21 protein-coding genes are annotated in these 20547 nt (G+C 60.3%); 7 read left to right on the top strand and 14 right to left on the bottom strand.

Annotated features, from left to right (window positions below; all coding sequences use genetic code 11):
* Positions 1-84: 84 nt before the first annotated feature.
* The 5 genes from VFW93_RS03025 to VFW93_RS03005 are packed head-to-tail and all read left to right on the top strand — an operon-like array spanning position 85 to position 4364.
* Positions 85-1155, top strand: a complete 1071-nt coding sequence (locus VFW93_RS03025; RefSeq protein WP_329692508.1) for a tetratricopeptide repeat protein — start codon at positions 85-87, stop codon at positions 1153-1155.
* Between the two features lie 53 nt (positions 1156-1208).
* On the top strand, positions 1209-2471 hold the full coding sequence (locus VFW93_RS03020) for a L,D-transpeptidase family protein (protein WP_329692507.1): 1263 nt from the start codon (positions 1209-1211) through the stop codon (positions 2469-2471).
* A complete protein-coding gene (locus VFW93_RS03015) occupies positions 2471-3058 on the top strand; it encodes a peptidylprolyl isomerase (protein ID WP_414639567.1) in 588 nt (195 codons plus the stop codon). Before VFW93_RS03020 ends, VFW93_RS03015 begins: the two co-directional genes overlap by 1 nt.
* Before the next feature lie 3 nt (positions 3059-3061).
* The gene (locus VFW93_RS03010; protein ID WP_329692506.1) at positions 3062-3562 is read left to right on the top strand and encodes a peptidylprolyl isomerase; all 501 of its coding nucleotides are present in this window, start codon (positions 3062-3064) and stop codon (positions 3560-3562) included.
* A gap of 4 nt (positions 3563-3566) precedes the next feature.
* Entirely contained in the window at positions 3567-4364 is a 798-nt protein-coding gene (locus VFW93_RS03005; RefSeq protein WP_329692505.1) for a UDP-2,3-diacylglucosamine diphosphatase, read from the top strand.
* An 86-nt stretch (positions 4365-4450) separates the two neighbouring features.
* On the opposite strand, the gene clpA is transcribed toward VFW93_RS03005, so the two are convergent.
* Entirely contained in the window at positions 4451-6769 is a 2319-nt protein-coding gene (clpA, locus tag VFW93_RS03000; RefSeq protein WP_329692504.1) for an ATP-dependent Clp protease ATP-binding subunit ClpA, read from the bottom strand.
* Entirely contained in the window at positions 6766-7119 is a 354-nt protein-coding gene (gene clpS / locus VFW93_RS02995; protein WP_290672665.1) for an ATP-dependent Clp protease adapter ClpS, read from the bottom strand. Before clpS ends, clpA begins: the two co-directional genes overlap by 4 nt.
* Before the next feature lie 292 nt (positions 7120-7411).
* Between clpS and VFW93_RS02990 the strand changes: the two genes are divergently transcribed.
* A complete protein-coding gene (locus tag VFW93_RS02990) occupies positions 7412-7705 on the top strand; it encodes a cold-shock protein (protein WP_329692503.1) in 294 nt (97 codons plus the stop codon).
* A gap of 90 nt (positions 7706-7795) precedes the next feature.
* Here VFW93_RS02990 and icd read toward each other — a convergent pair whose 3' ends face one another.
* The 3 genes from icd to hemN all read right to left on the bottom strand — a co-directional run bounded on the left by icd (position 7796) and on the right by hemN (position 11495).
* Positions 7796-9049: an NADP-dependent isocitrate dehydrogenase gene (gene icd / locus VFW93_RS02985; protein WP_329692502.1), complete on the bottom strand. Its 1254-nt coding sequence runs from the start codon at positions 9047-9049 to the stop codon at positions 7796-7798.
* Between the two features lie 154 nt (positions 9050-9203).
* A complete protein-coding gene (locus VFW93_RS02980; protein ID WP_329692501.1) occupies positions 9204-10046 on the bottom strand; it encodes a sulfite exporter TauE/SafE family protein in 843 nt (280 codons plus the stop codon).
* 24 nt (positions 10047-10070) lie between these two features.
* Entirely contained in the window at positions 10071-11495 is a 1425-nt protein-coding gene (gene hemN / locus VFW93_RS02975) for an oxygen-independent coproporphyrinogen III oxidase (protein WP_329692500.1), read from the bottom strand.
* Positions 11496-11691: 196 nt separating this feature from the next.
* Between hemN and fnr the strand changes: the two genes are divergently transcribed.
* The gene (gene fnr / locus VFW93_RS02970) at positions 11692-12408 is read left to right on the top strand and encodes a fumarate/nitrate reduction transcriptional regulator Fnr (RefSeq protein WP_329692499.1); all 717 of its coding nucleotides are present in this window, start codon (positions 11692-11694) and stop codon (positions 12406-12408) included.
* A gap of 49 nt (positions 12409-12457) precedes the next feature.
* On the opposite strand, the gene VFW93_RS02965 is transcribed toward fnr, so the two are convergent.
* The 9 genes from VFW93_RS02965 to VFW93_RS02925 form a co-directional block, all read right to left on the bottom strand.
* The gene (locus tag VFW93_RS02965; protein ID WP_329692498.1) at positions 12458-12745 is read right to left on the bottom strand and encodes a hypothetical protein; all 288 of its coding nucleotides are present in this window, start codon (positions 12743-12745) and stop codon (positions 12458-12460) included.
* A gap of 106 nt (positions 12746-12851) precedes the next feature.
* A complete protein-coding gene (locus VFW93_RS02960; protein ID WP_329692497.1) occupies positions 12852-13109 on the bottom strand; it encodes a nitrogen fixation protein FixH in 258 nt (85 codons plus the stop codon).
* A 17-nt stretch (positions 13110-13126) separates the two neighbouring features.
* Positions 13127-14608, bottom strand: a complete 1482-nt coding sequence (gene ccoG / locus VFW93_RS02955; RefSeq protein ID WP_329692496.1) for a cytochrome c oxidase accessory protein CcoG — start codon at positions 14606-14608, stop codon at positions 13127-13129.
* Positions 14609-14743: 135 nt separating this feature from the next.
* Positions 14744-15679, bottom strand: a complete 936-nt coding sequence (gene ccoP / locus VFW93_RS02950; protein ID WP_329692495.1) for a cytochrome-c oxidase, cbb3-type subunit III — start codon at positions 15677-15679, stop codon at positions 14744-14746.
* A 14-nt stretch (positions 15680-15693) separates the two neighbouring features.
* Entirely contained in the window at positions 15694-15831 is a 138-nt protein-coding gene (locus VFW93_RS02945; protein ID WP_290644976.1) for a cbb3-type cytochrome oxidase subunit 3, read from the bottom strand.
* Positions 15832-15843: 12 nt separating this feature from the next.
* Positions 15844-16473, bottom strand: a complete 630-nt coding sequence (ccoO, locus tag VFW93_RS02940) for a cytochrome-c oxidase, cbb3-type subunit II (RefSeq protein WP_329692494.1) — start codon at positions 16471-16473, stop codon at positions 15844-15846.
* 13 nt (positions 16474-16486) lie between these two features.
* Positions 16487-17944: a cytochrome-c oxidase, cbb3-type subunit I gene (ccoN, locus tag VFW93_RS02935; protein WP_329692493.1), complete on the bottom strand. Its 1458-nt coding sequence runs from the start codon at positions 17942-17944 to the stop codon at positions 16487-16489.
* Positions 17945-17992: 48 nt separating this feature from the next.
* The gene (ccoS, locus tag VFW93_RS02930) at positions 17993-18169 is read right to left on the bottom strand and encodes a cbb3-type cytochrome oxidase assembly protein CcoS (RefSeq protein WP_290672631.1); all 177 of its coding nucleotides are present in this window, start codon (positions 18167-18169) and stop codon (positions 17993-17995) included.
* A 19-nt stretch (positions 18170-18188) separates the two neighbouring features.
* Positions 18189-20547, bottom strand: a 2359-nt coding sequence (locus VFW93_RS02925; RefSeq protein WP_329692492.1) for a cation-translocating P-type ATPase, incomplete at its 5' end; no start/stop codon positions are given.

Here is a 20547-nt window from a genome sequence, read left to right as displayed (position 1 = left end):
GTTGCGCCCCCGTGAATGCGCAATGGTTTCACGGCATTCAGCGCCCACCCAGCGCTCATTACAAACAAACTGGACCATCACTCCATGCAAGCTGTTGCGCCTCAAGTTGGACTTCGCCTCACGGCTCTCGCCGCCAAGTGCCTGGCCATCGCCGCCCTGTCTGTCACGGCCCTGAGCGTTCGCGCTGACGACATCTCCGATGTCCAGAAGCTGCTCGCCGCCGGCAAGAATGCCGAAGCCCTGCAGAAGGCCGATCAGTTCCTGTCCAGCAAACCGCGTGACCCCATGATGCGTTTCCTGCGTGGCATCAGCCTGTCGCAAGCTGGCCGCACGCCTGAAGCCATCACCACGTTCACCAAGCTCACGGAAGACTTCCCGGAGCTGCCCGAGCCGTTCAACAACCTGGCTGTGCTCTACGCCCAGCAAGGTCAATATGACAAGGCCCGCACGGCCCTGGAAATGGCCATCCGCACCAACCCCAGCTACGCCACCGCGTACGAGAACCTGGGTGATGTGTACGCCAAGCTTGCCAGCCAGGCTTATTCCAAGGCTCTTCAGATCGACACGCGCTCTCAGGTGGCCCCCAAGCTGGCCATGATCAGAGACCTCTTCCCCAAGGAGCGCAATTCGATCACCACGGCATCGGCCACACCAACCCCTGCACCGACACCGGCGCCCGTGGCTCCACCAGCACCTCCGGTCGCCACGCCCAAGCCAGCACCTGCCCCGGCACCCGTGGCCACACCAGCACCAGCACCTGTGGTCAAGCCTGCGCCTGCGCCAGCTCCTGCGCCTGTGGCTGAACCCAAAAATGATGCCGCGCAGGAGCGCGAAGTGGAGTCCGCGGTCAAGGCCTGGGCTGCGGCCTGGAGCAAGCAGGACATGGACGGCTACTTCGCGGCCTACGCCAAGGACTTCAACGGCGGCAAGACCCGCAAGGCCTGGGAACAGGAGCGCCGCGATCGCATCACCAGCAAGCGCAATATTTCTGTGAAAATCTCGGGCGTCAAAGTTGACATCAATGGCAACAAGGCCACCGTGCGCTTCCACCAGGACTACAAGGCTGACAGCCTCAGCATCAGCAGTGGCAAGCGCCTGGACATGGTGCGCTCTGGCAACAACTGGGTGATCGCGAAGGAAAGCGCTGGGTCGTGATGAGTCTTGGTGAGTTTCGCTGCCTGCCTGAAGCAACAGGCCAGCAGCACATGATGCGCAAGACGCATCAATGCCTTGGCATGCTGCTTGTGGTGGCGGCCTGCCTGTCCGCCACTGCAGGACACGCCCGCCTCATCCGCACCAAAGCCCCCGCAAGCTCCACACCGCCCGCCCCCCAAAATGCGCCCCTGCCTGAACTGAAGGCGCAATCCGCGCCGGCGGAGGCTCGCCTGCTGGATGTGTACAAACTGATTGGCAGCGGGCAGACCAGGCAAGCCTTGCTCAAGGCTGAGGCCCTGGTCAAGGACGTCCCCAACTTCCAACTGGCTCAACTGGTTTATGCCGACCTGCTGACCGCGCAGGCGCGCCCCTTACCCAGCATGGGCCACGCGCCCGACGATCTGGCTGCCAAAGCGCCCCAGCGGCTCGATCAGCTGCGCATGGAGGCAGACCGTCGACTGCAGGCGCTGCGCGACCGTCCCCCCCAAGGCGCACTGCCAACGCAGTTCATTGAAGTGCCGCCAACGACGAAGCACGCCATCGCGGTCGACGCCAGCAGGTCTCGCCTTTACCTGTTCGAGAATGGCCCCAACGGCCTTCAACTGGTCGCCGACCATTACGCCTCCATCGGGCGACTGGGCGCTGACAAGAGCTTCGAGGGCGACCAGCGCACTCCCCTGGGCGTGTACTACATCACCAGCCGCCTGGACGCCAAGAAGCTGACCGACTTCTACGGCATCGGTGCCCTGCCCCTGAACTATCCCAACGAATATGACCGTCGCCTGGGCAAGACGGGTGGTGGCATCTGGCTGCATGGTGTGCCAAGCGACAGCTATGCTCGCAGCCCCAACAGCACCGATGGCTGCGTGGTATTGGCCAACCCGGAGTTGCAAACCATTCTGGACCGGGTACAACCACGCACGACACCTGTCGTGATTGCCAAGTCGCTGCAATGGGTCACGCCGACCAAGGCAGAGCTCCAGAGACGCAGTCTGCACAACCTGATCGAAGGATGGCGCGTAGCAAGGGCCAGCGGAGACCTGAATCGGTTGATGTCCTTTTACTCGCCTCAGTTCGCCAGCGGTACACGTGATCTGAACCAGTGGCGCCAGACCCTGGAAAAGGAAGTGACCCAGCAACGCGGCCGCGCACTTCAACTCAAGGACGTCGCCATCCTCGGCTGGAAAGACAAGAGCGACATCCTGGTCGTGACCTTTGGCGAAGTCGCCGACGGTCAACGCACAGGTGCAGTCAAGCGTCAATACTGGGGCAAGGAAGGCGGCTTGTGGAAAATCTTCTTCGAAGGAGTGATTTGATGACCCTGCATAACGCGCGCAAGCCAGCTGGCACCAGCCTGAAATGGATGGCCGCTGGTCTCGCCCTGTTCGGCGCACAACTGGCCTGGGCCCAGAACGTCAAGATCGCCACCAACCTCGGTGATATCGTCGTCCAGCTGGACGCTGCCAAGGCACCCAAGACGGTGGACAACTTCGTGCAATACGTCAAGGCAGGCCACTACAACGGCACCGTGTTCCACCGCGTGATCGACGGCTTCATGATTCAAGGTGGCGGCATGACCCCCGACTTGAAGGAAAAGCCCACGCGCGCGCCGATCCCGCTCGAGAGCCGCAACGGCCTGAGCAATGCACGTGGCACGATCGCCATGGCCCGCACCAATGTGCCGGACTCCGCCACTGCCCAGTTCTTCATCAACGTGAAGGACAATAACTTCCTCGACTCATCCCGTGCGCCTGATGGCAATGGCTACGCCGTTTTCGGCAAAGTCGTGTCCGGCATGGATGTGGTCGACAAAATCCGCAAGGTTGAAACCGGACAGAAAGGCCCGTATGGCGATGTCCCGGTGCAACCCGTGATCATCAAATCTGCGACCATTGAAAAGTAAGCCATGACCAAGACCGTTGAACTGCACACCACTGCCGGCGTGATCCGCCTGGAACTCGACGAAGAAAAGGCGCCTGTCTCCGTGGCCAACTTCGTGGACTACGTGAACGCTGGCCACTACGACGGCACGGTGTTCCACCGCGTGATCAAGGGCTTCATGATCCAGGGCGGCGGCTTTGAGCCAGGCCTCAAGCAAAAGCCCACCAAGGAACCCATCACCAACGAAGCCAACAACGGCCTGAAGAACGACAAGTACACCATCGCCATGGCTCGTACCAGCGCACCTCATTCGGCCAGCGCCCAGTTCTTCATCAACGGCACCAACAACGACTTCCTGAACTTCAAGTCGGAATCGCCTCAAGGCTGGGGCTATGCCGTGTTCGGCAAGGTCGTGGCCGGCACCGACGTGGTGGACCAGATCGAGAAGGTCAAGACCGGTCGCAAGGGCTTCCACGACGACGTCCCCCTGGAAGACGTCGTGATCACCAAGGCCGTCGTGATCTGACACCATGCCTGATGACAGGGGGCACCAGCCCCCCTTTCCGTCGCCGGACATCTTCAATGCACCGCCCTCGTGGCGGTGTATTGATTTCATCTCCGACCTGCACCTGCACGACGAACTGCCGCGCACCACGCAGGCGCTGGCCAGTTACCTTGCCAGCACACCGGCCGATGCCGTCCTGATGCTCGGCGACATCTTCGAGGCCTGGGTAGGCGACGACATGCGAAGCCAGGCTTACGAGGCCAGTTGCGTTCGCTTTCTGGCCAATGCAGGCCAGCGCCTGCACCTGGGCATGATGGTCGGCAACCGCGACTTCCTGCTGGGCCAGGACATGCTGAATGCCTGCCACGCACACAGACTCACTGACCCCACCGTGTTGCACGCTTTCGGGCATGACGTGCTGCTGATTCACGGGGACGAGCTGTGCCTGGCTGATGCCGACTACCTTCGCTTCCGGCAACAGGTTCGCAACCCAACGTGGCAGACCGCCTTCCTGTCACATCCACTTGATGCCAGATTGAGCCAGGCTCGCCAGATGCGCGCAGCCAGTCAGACCAGGCAGCAAGCACAAACGCCTGAAACCTGGGCCGATGTGGACGAGGCCGCCGCAGCGCAATGGATGCGTGAAGCCGCCACCCCCACCTTGATCCACGGCCACACGCACCGCCCTGCCGACGAGTCATTCGGCATCGAAGGTGGCATGCGACACGTCCTCAGCGACTGGGATCTCGACCACGGTCACCCGCGAGCGGAAGTCCTGCGCCTGTCTGCAAAGGGTTTCGAGCGCATACCGCTGATCCCATAGCGCCATAGCGCACCAGCAACAGACATGAAAAAAGGCCGACACGCAGTCGGCCTTTTCATTGAACCACCTGACGGGTGGCCGGCAGCTTATTCAGCCGTCGCAGCCTCAGGCTTGGTCTTGTCGCTCTTCTTGTTGGGCTGGATGTCGAGCTTGACTTCGGGCTCACCCTTGTCGTTGTCGACCACATCCACCGTCAGGCGACCACCATCCACCAGGCTGCCGAACAGCAACTCATCAGCCAGCGCACGACGGATCGTGTCCTGGATGAGGCGCTGCATCGGACGGGCACCCATGAGCGGATCAAAGCCGCGCTTGGCCAGGTAACGGCGCAATGCATCGGTGAACGTGACCTCGACCTTCTTCTCGCCCAACTGGCCTTCCAGTTGCAGCAGGAACTTGTCGACCACACGCAAGATGACATCCTCATCCAGCGCCTTGAAGCCCACGATGGCATCCAGACGGTTGCGGAACTCGGGCGTGAACTGACGCTTGATGTCGGCCATCTCGTCGCCCAGCTCGCGCGGGTTGGTGAAGCCAATCGACGCCTTCTGCAAGGTCTCGGCACCCGCATTGGTGGTCATGATGATCATCACGTTGCGGAAGTCAGCCTTGCGGCCGTTGTTGTCCGTCAAGGTGCCGTGATCCATGACCTGCAGCAGGATGTTGAACACATCCGGGTGCGCCTTCTCGATTTCGTCAAGCAGCAACACCGCGTGCGGCTTCTTGGAGATGGCCTCGGTCAGCAAACCGCCCTGGTCAAAGCCCACATAGCCCGGAGGCGCGCCGATCAGACGACTCACCGCATGGCGCTCCATGTACTCCGACATGTCGAAGCGAATCAGCTCGATGCCCAGGATGTAAGCCAGCTGCTTGGCCACTTCCGTCTTGCCCACGCCCGTGGGGCCTGAGAACAGGAAGGAACCAATTGGCTTGTCGGGCTTGCCCAGGCCGGAGCGCGCCATCTTGATCGCCGAAGCCAGCGCGTCGATGGCGGCATCCTGACCGAACACCACGCTCTTGAGGTCACGATCCAGGTTCTTGAGCTTGGAACGATCATCACTGGAAACAGATGTCGAAGGCACGCGGGCAATCTTGGCCACGATGTCTTCCACCTCTGCGCGGGTGATGGTCTTCTTCTGCTTGCTCTTGGGCAGGATGCGTTGCGCCGCGCCCGCCTCGTCGATCACGTCAATCGCCTTGTCTGGCAAATGACGGTCGTTGATGAACTTGGCAGACAACTCGGCTGCGGCCTGCAGGGCACCGATGGCGTACTTGACACTGTGGTGCTCTTCGAAACGCGACTTCAAGCCCTTGAGGATTTCAATGGTCTGCTCGACGGAAGGCTCGGCCACCTCCACCTTCTGGAAGCGCCGCGACAACGCTGCATCCTTCTCGAAGATACCGCGGTATTCGGTGAACGTGGTCGCACCGATGCACTTCAGCTGACCAGAGCTCAAGGCGGGTTTGAGCAGGTTGCTGGCATCCAGCGTGCCACCAGAGGCTGCACCGGCACCGATCAGGGTATGGATCTCGTCAATGAACAACACGGAACCCGGCTGCTCCTTGAGTTGCTTGATCACGGCCTTGAGGCGCTGCTCGAAATCACCACGGTACTTGGTACCCGCCAGCAGTGCACCCATGTCCAGGGCGTAGACCTCGGCATCGGCCAGCACGTCCGGCACATCATTTTGTGTGATGCGCCATGCCAGGCCTTCTGCAATGGCGGTCTTGCCCACGCCAGCTTCACCCACCAGCAAGGGATTGTTCTTGCGGCGGCGGCACAACACCTGAATGACACGCTCGACTTCGGAGTCACGACCGATCAGCGGATCGATCTTGCCTTCACGCGCCATCTGGTTGAGATTTTGCGTGTATTGCTCCAGCGGCGAGGCCTTGCCTTCGGCTTCTTCCTTCTCCGCCTCGGGCTGGCCCGGCTCGGACGAAGACTTGGCAGCCTCCGGAGGATCCGCCTTGCGGATGCCGTGCGCGATGAAGTTGACAACGTCCAAGCGGGTCACGCCCTGCTGGTGCAGGTAGTACACCGCATGCGAATCCTTCTCGCCGAAAATCGCCACCAGCACATTGGCGCCGGTGACTTCCTTCTTGCCGCTGCCAGAAGACTGGACATGCATGATGGCGCGCTGGATCACACGCTGGAAGCCCAGGGTAGGCTGCGTATCGACCTCATCCGTGCCACCAACCGTCGGGGTGTTATCCCTGACGAATTGATCCAGGTTCTTGCGCAGCTCATCCAGATTGGCGGCGCAAGCCTTCAACACCTCGGAAGCAGAGGGGTTGTCTGTCAATGCCAGCAGCAAATGCTCCACGGTAATGAACTCATGGCGTTGCTGTCTGGCCTCGACGAAGGCCATGTGCAGACTCACTTCCAACTCTTGCGCAATCATGCGGTCTCCAGAATGCACTGCAGGGGGTGCCCGGCTTGGCGGGCGGCGGCAAGAACAAGTTCGACCTTCGTGGCCGCGACGTCTTTGGTATAGACCCCGCACACACCACGACCTTCGTGGTGGATTTTTAGCATGATCTGCGTGGCTGTCTCAATATCGTGCCGGAAATGCTCCTGCAATACTAGGACAACGAACTCCATGGGTGTGAAATCGTCATTGAGCATGACGACCTGATAGAGCTTGGGAGGCTCCAGCGCGAGCGCTTCTTTCTCTGCAACGGCAGCACCCTGCCCATCCTCGGCTGGGCCAGGAGGTGTCGCGGACGACCGGGTGGGAAACGGATTTGTCATGAAAAAGATTCTAAGAGACGGTCCGCGATCATGTCTTGTCATCTTGGGGTAACCGACCCCAGTTCAAGGGTAGGAAATTCACGGCAGACACAAGACTTTTTTCTGGACCAGAAAACAGCTAGCAAAGATCATGCGCCGATCAGCTCATGTCAAACCCCGTGGCGCCTGGGTCTCTCGTTTTCACAACATGAAAACAATGCGCACATCTGGCAATCATTTTGGTGCACCGCAGCACTTGACAGGTCCATCCAGCGCTCGGAAAATGACAACAAATTAACGTAGGAGGGGCAGTATGGCCACAGGCACTGTCAAATGGTTCAACGATGCCAAGGGTTTTGGCTTCATCGAACCGGATCAAGGCGGAGGCGATGTCTTCGCTCATTTCTCGGCCATTCAAATGGACGGGTTCCGAACGCTCAAGCAGGGCTCGAAGGTTCAGTATGAACTGGTAGCCGGACCAAAGGGCATGCTTGCACAAAATATCCAGCAGGTAGATGGGCAAACCAGTCCAGATGCCACGCCGGATGCACTGAGTGACATGCACTTCCGTGAACACGGCAATGCGGGGCGCAGCCTGCCGCACTGAACACCCAACCAGCATTTGTTTTCTCGGCAAATGCCCATGAAAAAGCCCGCTCACTGAGCGGGCTTTTTGTTGGTCAAGCAGTTTGACCCATCACATGTTGTCGATCAGCACCTGACCGAAACCGGAACACGACACCTGCGTCGCGCCTTCCATCAGGCGAGCAAAGTCGTAAGTGACCTTCTTGCTCTGAATGGCCTTGTTCATGGCGCTGATGATCATGTCGGCAGCCTCGAACCAACCCATGTGACGCAGCATCATTTCCGCAGAGAGGATCTCGGAACCGGGATTCACATAGTCCTTGCCAGCGTACTTGGGGGCTGTGCCGTGGGTTGCCTCGAACATCGCCACGGAGTCAGAGAGGTTGGCACCGGGCGCAATGCCGATACCGCCCACCTGAGCGGCCAGCGCGTCGGAGATGTAGTCGCCGTTGAGGTTCAGCGTGGCAATCACGCTGTACTCGGCCGGACGCAGGAGAATCTGCTGCAGGAACGCGTCAGCGATCGCATCCTTGACGACGATGTCCTTGCCCGTCTTGGGGTTCTTGAACTTGCACCATGGGCCGCCGTCCATCAGTTCGGCACCAAACTCGTTCTGAGCCAGCGCATAGCCCCAGTCACGGAAGCCACCTTCGGTGTACTTCATGATGTTGCCCTTGTGCACGATGGTCACGCTGGGCTTGTCATTGTCGATGGCGTACTGCAAGGCCTTGCGCACCAGGCGCTCGGTGCCTTCCTTGGATACCGGCTTGATGCCGATACCCGAGGTTTCAGGGAAGCGGATCTTCTTGACACCGAACTCGGTCTGCAGGAACGCAATCAGCTTCTTGGCCTTGTCGCTCTGCGCTTCGAACTCGATACCGGCGTAGATGTCTTCGGAGTTCTCGCGGAAGATCACCATGTCGATCTTTTCTGGCTCTTTCACCGGAGAAGGCACACCCTTGAAATACACGACGGGGCGCAGGCAGACGTACAGATCCAGTTCCTGGCGCAGCGCGACGTTCAAGGAGCGGATGCCGCCGCCGACGGGCGTGGTCAACGGGCCCTTGATGGACACGACGTAGTCCTTCAGCACACCCAGCGTTTCTTCGGGCAGCCACACATCAGGACCATAAACGCGGGTGGACTTTTCACCTGCGTAGATTTCCATCCAGTGGATCTGGCGCTGACCACCATAGGACTTGGCGACGGCCGCATCGACCACCTTGATCATCACCGGGGTGATGTCAAAGCCGGTGCCGTCACCTTCGATATAGGGAATGATGGGGTTGTTCGGGACGTTGAGCGAAAAATCCGGGTTCACCGTAATCTTCTGCCCGCCCTCGGGCACTTTGATGTGCTGATACATGTTTTGGTCTCCGCGTTTGGCGTTTCCGTAAAAAACGTTGCCATGGATATCGGCAGCGTGAAAACAATTCTACGCGAGCACGTACATTCAGCACGCAATAAGTCCAGGGGATTACCGGTATAGGTTGCCAATTAGCCTCGCCAAAGTGGCCATATCAGGCACACCAGGCCTTCCACTGATCCATGACCTGGTGGTAGAGCGCCCAGGCAGACATGCCCACCAGCATGAGGCCAGACAGACGCACGGCCCAGCGGGGATCGACCAGGCCGGATGACGCCGCCCACTGCGACTGCCCGGACCCGCCTGCGCACACCGCTGCATCGTCAGAAGCGCGCTCCGACTTGAGCCACAGCACGGGCGCCAACTCGCTTTGAGACGTGGCGACGGGCGCGGCAGCACCCGCAGCAACCGCGGCAGGAGAACGCCATGCGGACAGCCATCTCAACACGGCGGGCGCACCCCACACACCCAAAGCACCCGGCAGCGCGAAAGCCAGCATCACCATCGCACCGCCCATCGGATCCGGCGCCAGTGCTGCCACCATGACGGCCGCGTACAGCAAGCCACAAGGCAAAAGCGCCCACGCCATGCCGGCCACCAGCGGCCAGATTGCGCGCAGCTTGCCGCCCTCGCGAAACACTTCGCTGGCATTCAGACGGGCGCGCACGTCGCGGTAAACCTGTTGCCCCAGGCTGTCGAACTGTCGGGGCATGCCGCCCGAAACCAGCAACAGGATCCCCAGCACCAGGACCAGGGCCTGTGCCAGCATCCATAGCGGCTGCAGGAAGGAGAACTGGCGCCCCCATTGGGCCGCAGCGCCAAAGCTGGCAGCCGCCACAGCACCGAGCACGGCATACCCCAGACACCTGCCGACCAGGCTGGTCAAGGGAACGCCGCGAGGCAGAAAAGCGGCACAGGCAGCACCGCACATGGCGGCACAGTGCGGTATGCCACCAAGACCCATCAGGAAAGCGGTCAGCATCAAGCTGGACAGCATGCCCAGCTCCTTTCATGCGGGAGGTCAGATGATGCGCGAGAAGCGCTCGACCTTCTTGTCAGCCTGGAGGTGCCTGTCAAACACCATGGCAATGGCACGCACGAAATACCAACCGAGGGCGGTAACCCGAACACCGTCAGACTCCAGTTGCACCAACCCCGACTCCACGAGCGGCTCCAACTGGCGCAGTTCAGTGGCGAAGTATTGCCTGAAATCGATCAGGTAGGCGAGTTCGATCGATTCGATATCGACCCGCCCCTGGCACATGACGGCCATGATGACGGCGCGACGCACCAGATCGTCACGAGACAGCATGAGCCCGCGCACGATCGGGAATTCGCGTCGGCGCAGGGAGTCGTAATAGTCGTCCAGCGTCTTGGCGTTCTGGCTGTAATGGGCCCCCACGCGCCCGATGGCCGACACACCCAGACCGATCAGATCGCTGTCGGGGTGGGTGCTGTAGCCCTGGAAATTGCGATGCAGGCGCCCTTGCCTGCGCGCCACGGCCAGGCTGTCGTGATGCAGCGCAAAGTGATCCATGCCGATGTAGTCATAGCCCGAGGCACCGAAGTGGTTGATGGCCATCGACAGCATGCCGATCTTGTCCTCGGCCTTGGGCAGCGCTGACGCATCAATGCGGCGCTGCGGCTTGAAGCGCTGCGGCAGGTGCGCATAGGCATAGAGGGCAATGCGATCCGGCTTGAGGCTCGACACCTGGGTCAGCGTGCGCTGAAAGCTTTCCAGCGATTGCTTGGGCAGACCATAGATCAGATCCATGTTGATGGATTCGAACCCCTCGGCACGGGCCGCCTGCATCAATTCGGCAACCTGCTCGAACGGTTGCACGCGGTGTACGGCCTGCTGAACATGCGGATCGAAATCCTGCACGCCAAAGCTCAGCCGGTTGAAGCCCATGGCTGCCAGGCGCTTGAGCCGCCCCGCGTCGATGGTCCGGGGATCAATCTCGATCGAATACTCGCCGCCCGGCACGAATCGGAAAGCAGACTGCAAGGTGGTGAGCAGACCTTCCAGCTCATCGTCGCTCAGGAAAGTGGGGCTACCGCCGCCAAAGTGCAATTGCGACACAGCCTGCCCGCGGCCAAGCTGCGCCACCGTCATCTCGATTTCCGTGCGCAAGGCCTCCAGATACTCTGTGGCACGCTCGTGATGTTTGGTAATGACCTTGTTGCAAGCGCAGTAATAGCAAACCGACTCGCAAAAAGGAATGTGGACATAAATCGACAGCGGCGTGGCGGCACCACCGACGGCTCCTCCCCCTTCGACGCGCTGCTGCAAGGCCTGCACATACTGGGAAGGCCCATAGGCTTCCACGAAACGATCGGCCGTCGGATAGGAGGTATAGCGCGGCCCGCTAACGTCCAGACGTGTCAGGATCTCCCCGGAAATAATGGGAGCAGCATGATTTGATAGCAGGACCGATTCACTCATGCGAGGGACTGTGCCAAACTGTCGCCTTATTGGGTTGATCTGGCTCAAGGTCTACAACGGCGAAGCGGCAACAATCGGGCAACCTTTGAGGTTCCTCATGCTGAACAGTACTTTTCCGATTACAGACGTGTCTGCCGCTGATTCGACCGCTCATTCTCACTCTCACAGCGACCACTGCGGTACGTCTGGCTGTTCCATGAAATACGACACATTCAAAGTCGCCTGTTCCAGCTGCAATCTGCGTGAACTGTGCCTGCCCGTGGGGCTGACGGCACCTCAGCTGTCTCACCTGGATTCTCTGGTTGCGACGCGCAAGACGGTCAAGCGCGGCGACGCGCTGTTCCATACGGGCGACCCCTTCCGCTCGGTTTACGCCGTTCGCACAGGTTTCTTCAAGACCCGCGTATCGTCTGAAGACGGCCGCGATCAGGTTACCGGCTTCCAGATGGCTGGTGAGTTGCTCGGTCTGGACGGTATCAGCACCGATCGCCACGCTTGCGACGCGATCGCCCTCGAAGACTCGCAGGTTTGCGTGATTCCCTACTCGCAACTGGAAGACCTGTCTCGCGAGTTTTCGGACCTTCAGCACCAGTTCCACAAGATCATGAGCCGCGAAATCGTGCGCGATCACGGTGTGATGCTGCTCCTGGGAAGCATGCGGGCCGAAGAGCGCCTGGCCGCCTTCCTGCTGAACCTGACGCAACGTCTGCACGCGCGCGGCTTCTCGGCATCTGCGCTGGTGTTGCGCATGACCCGCGAGGAAATCGGCAGCTACCTGGGCTTGAAGCTGGAAACGGTGAGCCGGACCTTCTCCAAGTTCCAGGAAGAAGGTCTGCTGGAGGTCAAGCAGCGCGACATCCGCATCACGGATGAAGCCGGCCTGAAAGCGCTGGTCAACAGCGTGCGCTGCTGATCAGCCCCCACCGAAAGAACAAAGGCCCGTTGATACGGGCCTTTTTCATTCAAGCATGGTTATGTACGTGCTGACGACGTGCATGGCGACGCGCTCTGCGCTGCTCCACGCTGGACCCAGATGCCTTCATCATCCAGTGACTCAGGAGCGACGACAAAGTCACCAAGCCCCAGAACACAAAGAAGGCCAGACTGTAGGTCGTCTGGGGATCTGGCTGCCACTGCCCGATCCTCAAGAGACTGGGATCGACCCAGGAGAACACCACCATCTCAAGGACGCCGGCGATCAAAAAGGCGGGCCACAGGATCTGGGCGGCGTGTAGGACGCGCTGTGTCATTCGGTTCTCCTTCGTTGAACTGGGACACAGATCACATATTCCTACTCCGGCTGCACAAAGGATCGAGGACTAACCCCTAAATGCGGGGGTAGCCCACCTAGGGGAATCACCGATCGGCGGGCTCACGGGCCGGCTCGGCCGAGTGATTGCGAGCCTGAACGGCTGGCGCCTCCGATGGCGCCTTCACCTGGCCGGCCGACGTGTCCAGCACGGGATCAACGTGCTTGATGGCCAGGGATGCCGTGTAGAAAGAGGCCACCACAACCGCGACCGGTCCGGCCACAACCATCCAGACAATAGGGTATCGCCACCAAGGCTTGGATTGCTCCGCCTGACCGGACGGCTTGTTTTCAGATAAGGACATGACTGCTCCAGCGCCCCTCAACGAGGGACCATGAATGTAGATTTTTCGCGAACGTCCACTTGAGGCTGATCGCCCTGACGAAGCTGCTCGACGACCACGGTCATCGGGAAGGCACCCGAACCCATTCGGGCCGCCACCTCTGGCGGCACCTTGACGGAGATGGGCACCCAACGCGCTTCAGCCGGCCCCAGAACCAGGTCTTCGCCGCCCCTGACGAGGGACTGACTCAACTGCTCGATGCCAACGCGGTACTTCTGGACAGATTCGCTGGCGTTCATCAACTGGATGCGATAGACGTTTTCAACGTATCCGTCATCGACGATACGAGCCAGTGATCCGCGATCACGGACGATGTCAACCCGGAAGGGCGGACGAGAATACAAGCTCGAGAAGAACACGCCCAACACGACCATCAGGATGGCTGTGTAGATCAGCACACGTGGACGCTTCACGCGCGCCCACATTTCCTTGCGTCCCCAACCGTTGTCCATCGAGTTGAGCGTGGCATATCGGATCAGTCCACGGGGCGCGCCCATCTTGTCCATCACCGAGTCACAGACATCGATACAGGCGGCACATCCGATGCACTCGTATTGCAGGCCCTTGCGGATATCGATACCAGTTGGGCAAACCTGAACGCACAGTGTGCAGTCCACGCAATCGCCCTGTCCCTTGGACTGCGCATCCGTCTTGCGGGAACGAGAGCCACGTGGCTCACCACGCTTGGCGTCATAGCTAATGATCAGGGTGTCGCGGTCGAACATGGCGCTCTGGAAGCGCGCATACGGGCACATGTATTTGCACACCTGCTCACGCATGAAACCGGCATTGCCATAAGTCGCAAAGCCGTAGAAGAACACCCAGAAGACTTCCCAGGGGCCCATGCCGAAGGAAACCACCTCTGCGGCCAGGACGCGAATGGGCGTGAAATACCCCACGAAGGTATAGCCCGTCCACAAAGCCAGTGTGATCCAGGCACCGTGCTTGGCCACCTTGCGCCCGAGCTTGTCAGCGGTCCAGGGCGACTTGTCCATCTTCATGCGCTTGGCGCGGTTGCCCTCGATCTTGTTCTCGATCCACATGAACATCTCTGTGTAGACCGTCTGAGGGCAGGCGTAGCCACACCACAAGCGCCCTGCCACCGTCGTGAACAGGAAGAGTCCGTAGGCCGAAATCACGAGCAGCGCCGTGAGATAGATGAAGTCCTGCGGGTACAGGACCAGGTTGAACATGTAGAAGCGGCGAACGCTCAAGTCAAACAGAACGGCCTGGCGGTCGTTCCACATCAACCAAGGGGTGCCGTAGAAAACAAGCTGGGTAACCCAGATGAGCACATAGCGCCAGTTGGCGAACCAGCCTTCCACCTCTCGCGCATAGATCTTCTCGCTTTTCTTGTACAGCGAGACAACCTCTTCCCTGCGAGCCTGCGCGGCCGCCGGGTCTGGTTGAATGGGGATGACGCGCTTGGGGTCGGGGGTGGTGGTGCTGGAGTCAGTCATGGCGCAAATGGAAAAAGCGGTGGACCTGATGAATACCCTATAGGGTATCAAAATCAGAGATCCACCGCTTGACTTTAGAGCCCCGCTTGACAGATATCAAGCTTTTGAGGGGCTCTTTGCACGGTCTTCCAGCTCTTATTGAGCGGCAGCCGTTTGTGTCGTGTGAGAAAGGCTCCACACATATGAAGCGACCAGCTTGATCTGATCTTCCGACAGGCGAGTTTCCTGCGCAGGCATGATGTTGAGCTTGCCCTTGTTCACCATGCTCATGATGGCCTCTTCGCCGAAGCCGTGCAGCCAGATCTTGTCGGTCAGGTTGGGCGCACCGATGGCCTGGTTGCCCTTGCCATCCGCGCCGTGACAGGCGGCACAAACCTGCTTGAACTTGGCCTTGCCCAGCTCTGCAGAGATCGAGTTGTGGCCGGCACCGGACAGGCTCAGAACATAGTTCGCGACCTGACGCACTTCCTCCGGCGTACCGACGGCTGCTGACATCACAGGCATCTGACCACGGCGACCGTGCGTCACGGTCTCAATGATCTTCTCGGGCGAACCGCCATGCAGCCAATCGCCGTCGGTCAGGTTCGGGAAGCCCTTGTTACCCTTGGCATCCGAGCCGTGACATGCAGCGCAGTTGTTCAGGAACAGGCGCTCACCAATGGCATGAGCCTTGGGATCGCGAGCCAGATCTTCAACCGATGCGTTCTTGAAAGCGGCGAAGATCTTGTCCTGCTCAACCTTGGCCTTGGCCATCTCGGCATCCAGTTGGCCCTTGGAGGTCCAGCCCAGGGTACCCTTGTTGTCACCCAGACCGGGATACAACGCGAAGTAACCACCGGCAAATGCCAGGGTGATGATGAACAGGAACAACCACCAGCGAGGCAGCGGGTTGTTCAATTCCCGCAAGTCGCCGTCCCAGATGTGGCCAGTCGTCTTGTCGACGTTGCCCTGGGCGTCATAGATCACCTTGTGCTTGGCTGCACCGATGAGGACGATGGCGCAGTACACCAGCCCCCACACCACGATCGCGATGACGTACCACGACCATCCACTGTTAATGAAGTCGCTCATTTATGAGCCTCCAGTCAATCTTCTGCGAGGGGCAGTCGACCTGCCTCCTCGAACTGGGCCTTGTTGCCGCGCTTGAAAGCCCAAGCAACAATGCCCACGAAAACGCACAGACACACAACGGTGAAAATGCTTCTCACGACAATGATGTCCATGTGCGTCGCTCCTTATTTGACAGCCGTACCCAGCACCTGCAAGTAGGCAATCACGGCTTCAAGCTCGGTCTTGTCCTTGACTTCGTCGGCAGCGCCAGCGATGTCTGCATCGGTGTAAGGCACACCCACCGTGCGCAAGGCCTTCATGCGAGGCGCCATGCCGGCAGGGTCAACCTTGTTCTGCTCCAGCCAGGGGTAGGCAGGCATGTTCGACTCGGGCACCACATCACGTGGGTTGCGCAAGTGCGCAACATGCCATTCGTCGGAGTACTTGCCGCCCACACGATGGAGGTCAGGACCGGTACGCTTGGAGCCCCACTGGAAGGGATGGTCGTACACGAACTCGCCAGCCATGGAGTAGTGGCCATAGCGCAGGGTCTCGGCACGGAAGGGACGAATCATCTGCGAGTGGCAGTTGTAGCAGCCTTCGCGGAGGTAGACGTCACGACCTGCCAGTTGCAGCGAGGTGTAGGGCTTCAGACCAGGCACGGGCTCGGTCGTGCTGTGCTGGAAGAACAGCGGGACGATTTCGACCAGTGCGCCGAAGATCACCACGAACAGCGTCAGCACGATCATCAGCGTGTTGCTGGTCTCAATCTTCTCGTGCGAGAAGAACTTCACATTGTGGTTGTTGTCAGCCATGTTGTTCTCCTTATCAGGCGTGAGCAGGCTGAGGGATGGCCACTTCGACGATGCGACCAGAGATCGCAGTCATCACGGTGTTCCACAGCATCAGGATCATGCCGCCCACGTAGAGCAGACCACCGGCCACGCGGATCACGTAGAACGGATAAGTCGCCTTCACGCTTTCGACAAAGCTGTAGACCAAGGTGCCATCAGGGTTCACGGCGCGCCACATCAGACCTTGCATCACACCGGCAATCCACATCGCAGCGATGTAGAGCACGATGCCGATGGTCGCAGCCCAGAAGTGCAGCGAGATGGCCGGCACGGAGTACATCGTGGTACGACCGAACATGCGTGGGATCAGGTAGTACAGCGAACCCATCGAGATCAGACCCACCCAGCCCAAAGCGCCGGAGTGCACGTGACCGACAGTCCAGTCGGTGTAGTGCGACAGCGAGTTCACGGTCTTGATGGACATCATCGGACCTTCGAAGGTCGACATGCCGTAGAACGACAGGGCCACGATCAGGAACTTCAGGATGGCGTCGTCACGCAGCTTGTACCAGGCACCCGACAGCGTCATGATGCCGTTGATCATGCCGCCCCAGGACGGTGCCAGCAGGATCAGCGAGAACACCATGCCCACCGATTGCGTCCAGTCAGGCAGCGCGGTGTAGTGCAGATGGTGAGGACCCGCCCACATGTAGGTGAAGATCAGCGCCCAGAAGTGCACGATCGACAGGCGATACGAATACACGGGCATGCCGGCTTGCTTGGGGATGTAGTAATACATCATGCCCAGGAAGGCGGCAGTCAGGAAGAAGCCCACGGCATTGTGACCGTACCACCACTGAACCATGGCGTCCTGCACGCCGGAATAGGCGGAGTAGGACTTGGCGTGGAGGATGCTGGCCATCAGACCGTCACCGGACATCACAGGCATGGCCGCGCTGTTCACGATGTGCAGCAGGGCCACGGCAATGATGAAGGAGCCGAAGAACCAGTTCGCCACGTAGATGTGACGGATCTTGCGGGTACCAACGGTCCCGAAGAACACGACGGCGTAGGCAACCCAGACCAGTGTGATCAGGATGTCAATGGGCCATTCCAGTTCGGCATATTCCTTGCCGGAGGTCATACCCAAAGGCAGGGTGATGACAGCCAGCAGGATCACCAGGTTCCACCCGATCAAGGTGAACGTGGCGAGCGGCCCTGCGAACAGGCGCGTCTGGCAGGTGCGTTGTACGACGTGGTAAGACGTCGCAAACAGGGTACAGCCCCCAAACGCAAAAATCACCGCATTGGTATGCAGTGGACGCAGCCGACCGTAGGTCAGCCATGGAATGCCGAAATTCAGCTCCGGCCATGCCAGTTGGGACGCGATGAGTACGCCGACGGCCATGCCAACTACGCCGTAAACCACGGCGCAAATGGCAAAAGCCCGGACAACTCCATCGTTGTACGTGGCAGAGTGGGTGGTTGCCATCTCTTTTTCTCCTTTGTTACAGACTGAATTGTGAGGGCAAACCTCTAGCTATTCTTGATGAGGCTCAACGTTGCCCCCATCTGTTTGCCCTTCGGGCTGCAATATGCGCAGCCCTTCTTGTTCGATGTCCTCAAACTGTCCACTGTTGACGGCCCAGCCCAGCACGGCCAGCACGGCCAGCACGAGCAAAACGGACACAGGGATGAGGACGTAGAGGATTTCCATGTTGTGTTGTGTAGCCGCCTCAAGCGCGGAAGGCGCCGAGTCTAAGCGCATTCAGGACCACGCCCAGTGAACTGAGTGCCATGCCCAGCCCCGCCAGCCAGGGAGGCAGAAGCCCCATGAGTGCCAATGGGATGCAACTGAGGTTGTAAAACGCTGCCCATGCCAGGTTCTGCTTGACGATGCGCATCGCACGCCGGGCCGTCTCGACCGCCATCGGCACACCGAGAAGGCGCCCGCCCAGAACGATCAGATCCGCTTGAGATTGCGCCAGCGCCGCGCCCTGGTCAAGCGCGATCGAGACATCGGCCTTGGCCAGCACAGGGGCATCGTTGATCCCGTCGCCCACCACAGCCACGCGGTGCCCCTGGGACTGCACCTGTGCAATCACCTGGAGCTTGTCTTCCGGCGTGGCATGGGCCTTGGCAATCACGATTTCACCATGCGTACCCAGATGTTGCGCTGCAGCAACTACCCGACTTTCCTGGTCGCCGGACAACAGGGCTGACTGACACCCCAAAGCGGTCAGGCGCCGAATGGCAGGGCCGGCTTCGGCGCGGAAAGTCTCATCAAACACAAACCCCGTGACCTTGCTGGCATCCAAGTCACCCAGATCAGTCCGGGCAGCAAGCCACACACGGGCCTCGTCGGCACCCGAAGCCCACAGCACAAGCTCGGTCTCCGCGCCTTCCAGCACCCAGTGTCGAGAACCCAGGCGCCACACCAGGCCATCCTGGTCGCGTGCCTCCACCCCTTTGCCAGCATGCTCACGAACGTCAAGCCAGGACTGCCCTTGCCATCCACCGGCCTCCTGCGCCGCCTTCACCAGCGACTTGGACAAAGGATGCTGAGAATGCGAGGCCAATGCCGCGGCCATTTGCCAACGCTTCGCCCACTCATTCGGCAAGCCTGATGACAGTTCGTGCGCGCCTTGCTCGGTGACCAGCCCCACCACCCGCAACTCGCCCTCGGTAAGCGTGCCCGTCTTGTCGAAATAGATGCGGTCGACATGCGCAAGCGCTTCCAACGCGTCCAGACGCCGCACCAGCAGGCCCTGTTTGGCCATGGCACCGGCCGCGGTCAGCAAGGCGGAAGGCGCCGCCAGGGACAAAGCGCAGGGACAGGTCACCACGAGCACAGACACAGCCACCCACACAGAACGAGCGGGATCGATGAACTGCCAGGCCACGGCGGCACCAACAGCCAGCAGGAGCACACCCCACAGGAAAGGCCCTGCGATGCGGTCGGCCTGGCGCATCCAGCCGGGTTTTTCCGTCATGGCCTGCTGAACCAGCGACACGATCTGCTGGTAGCGGGTATCGGGCCCCAGGCGCTCGACGGTCATCCAGACCGGTGAGCCCAGGTTCATGCTGCCGGCCACCACCATCTGCCCCACCTGCCTGGGCATGGCCCGGGACTCCCCCGTCAACATGGCTTCATCGACCTCGGTCTTGCCCACCAGGATCTGGCCGTCTGCCGGGAAAACCTGCCCGACTGCCACGCGCACGCGATCGCCGTGCTGCAGGGATGAGATGGGGACGGACTCGGTCTGGGCTGCGGTGATGTCGGCCAGCGCCGCATCAGAGGCCAGCACCCGGTCGACCGCCTCTGGCAGGCGAACCAGAAGCGACTCCAGCGATTGGGTGACTTTCTCTCTGGCACGGCTTTCCAGCCAGCGACCGCCCAGCAGGAAGGTCACGAACATGGTCAACGAGTCGAAATACACCTCATGACCGAAGATCGCGTGCCCGCCGAAACTGGCGGCCGTGCTGGTGATGAAGGTCGCAGCGATACCCAGGGCGACGGGCGTGTCCATCGAGATATGGCCCTGCCGGGCCGCGCGCCACGCGCCTGAAAAGAAAGGCCCGCAAGAAAAGAACATGACTGGCAGGCTCAGCACCCAACCAGCCCAGTTCATCAGGTTCCACAGATCCTTGGGAATGGCATCGGGCCCGGCCACGTACTGCATGGTCGTGACCATCATGATCTGCATCATGCAAAAAGCAGCCACGGACAGACGCCAGAGCAGCTTGCGGCGCTCCAGCAGCCGCTCGTTGCCCGCCCTCGCCGCAGCGTCCGGCCAGGCCCGGTAGCCAGCCCGCTGAACGGCGCTGACAATATCGGACAACTTCGTGCGCGCAGGGTCCAGCAGGATGCGTGCGCGCTGCGAGGCAGCCTGAACCTGAACCTCCTTCACGCCTGGCACGCGCAAGATGGCGTCTTCGATCGTGATGGAGCAGGCTGCGCAGTACATGCCCGACAGGCCCAAGCCGATGCGGCGCATGCTGCTGCCTGCCGGCATGTCGACGATGCACTGAGACAACAGGGCGGGATCGTCCAGGCCCGCCACCTGCGCAGACGTCAATGGCTCCAGAGGCGTC

It is taken from the genome of Aquabacterium sp. (assembly GCF_036279675.1).
GTDB lineage: Bacteria > Pseudomonadota > Gammaproteobacteria > Burkholderiales > Burkholderiaceae_C > Aquabacterium.
Note: the sequence above shows the minus strand (reverse complement) of the source record. Positions and strands in the feature narration are given on the sequence as shown.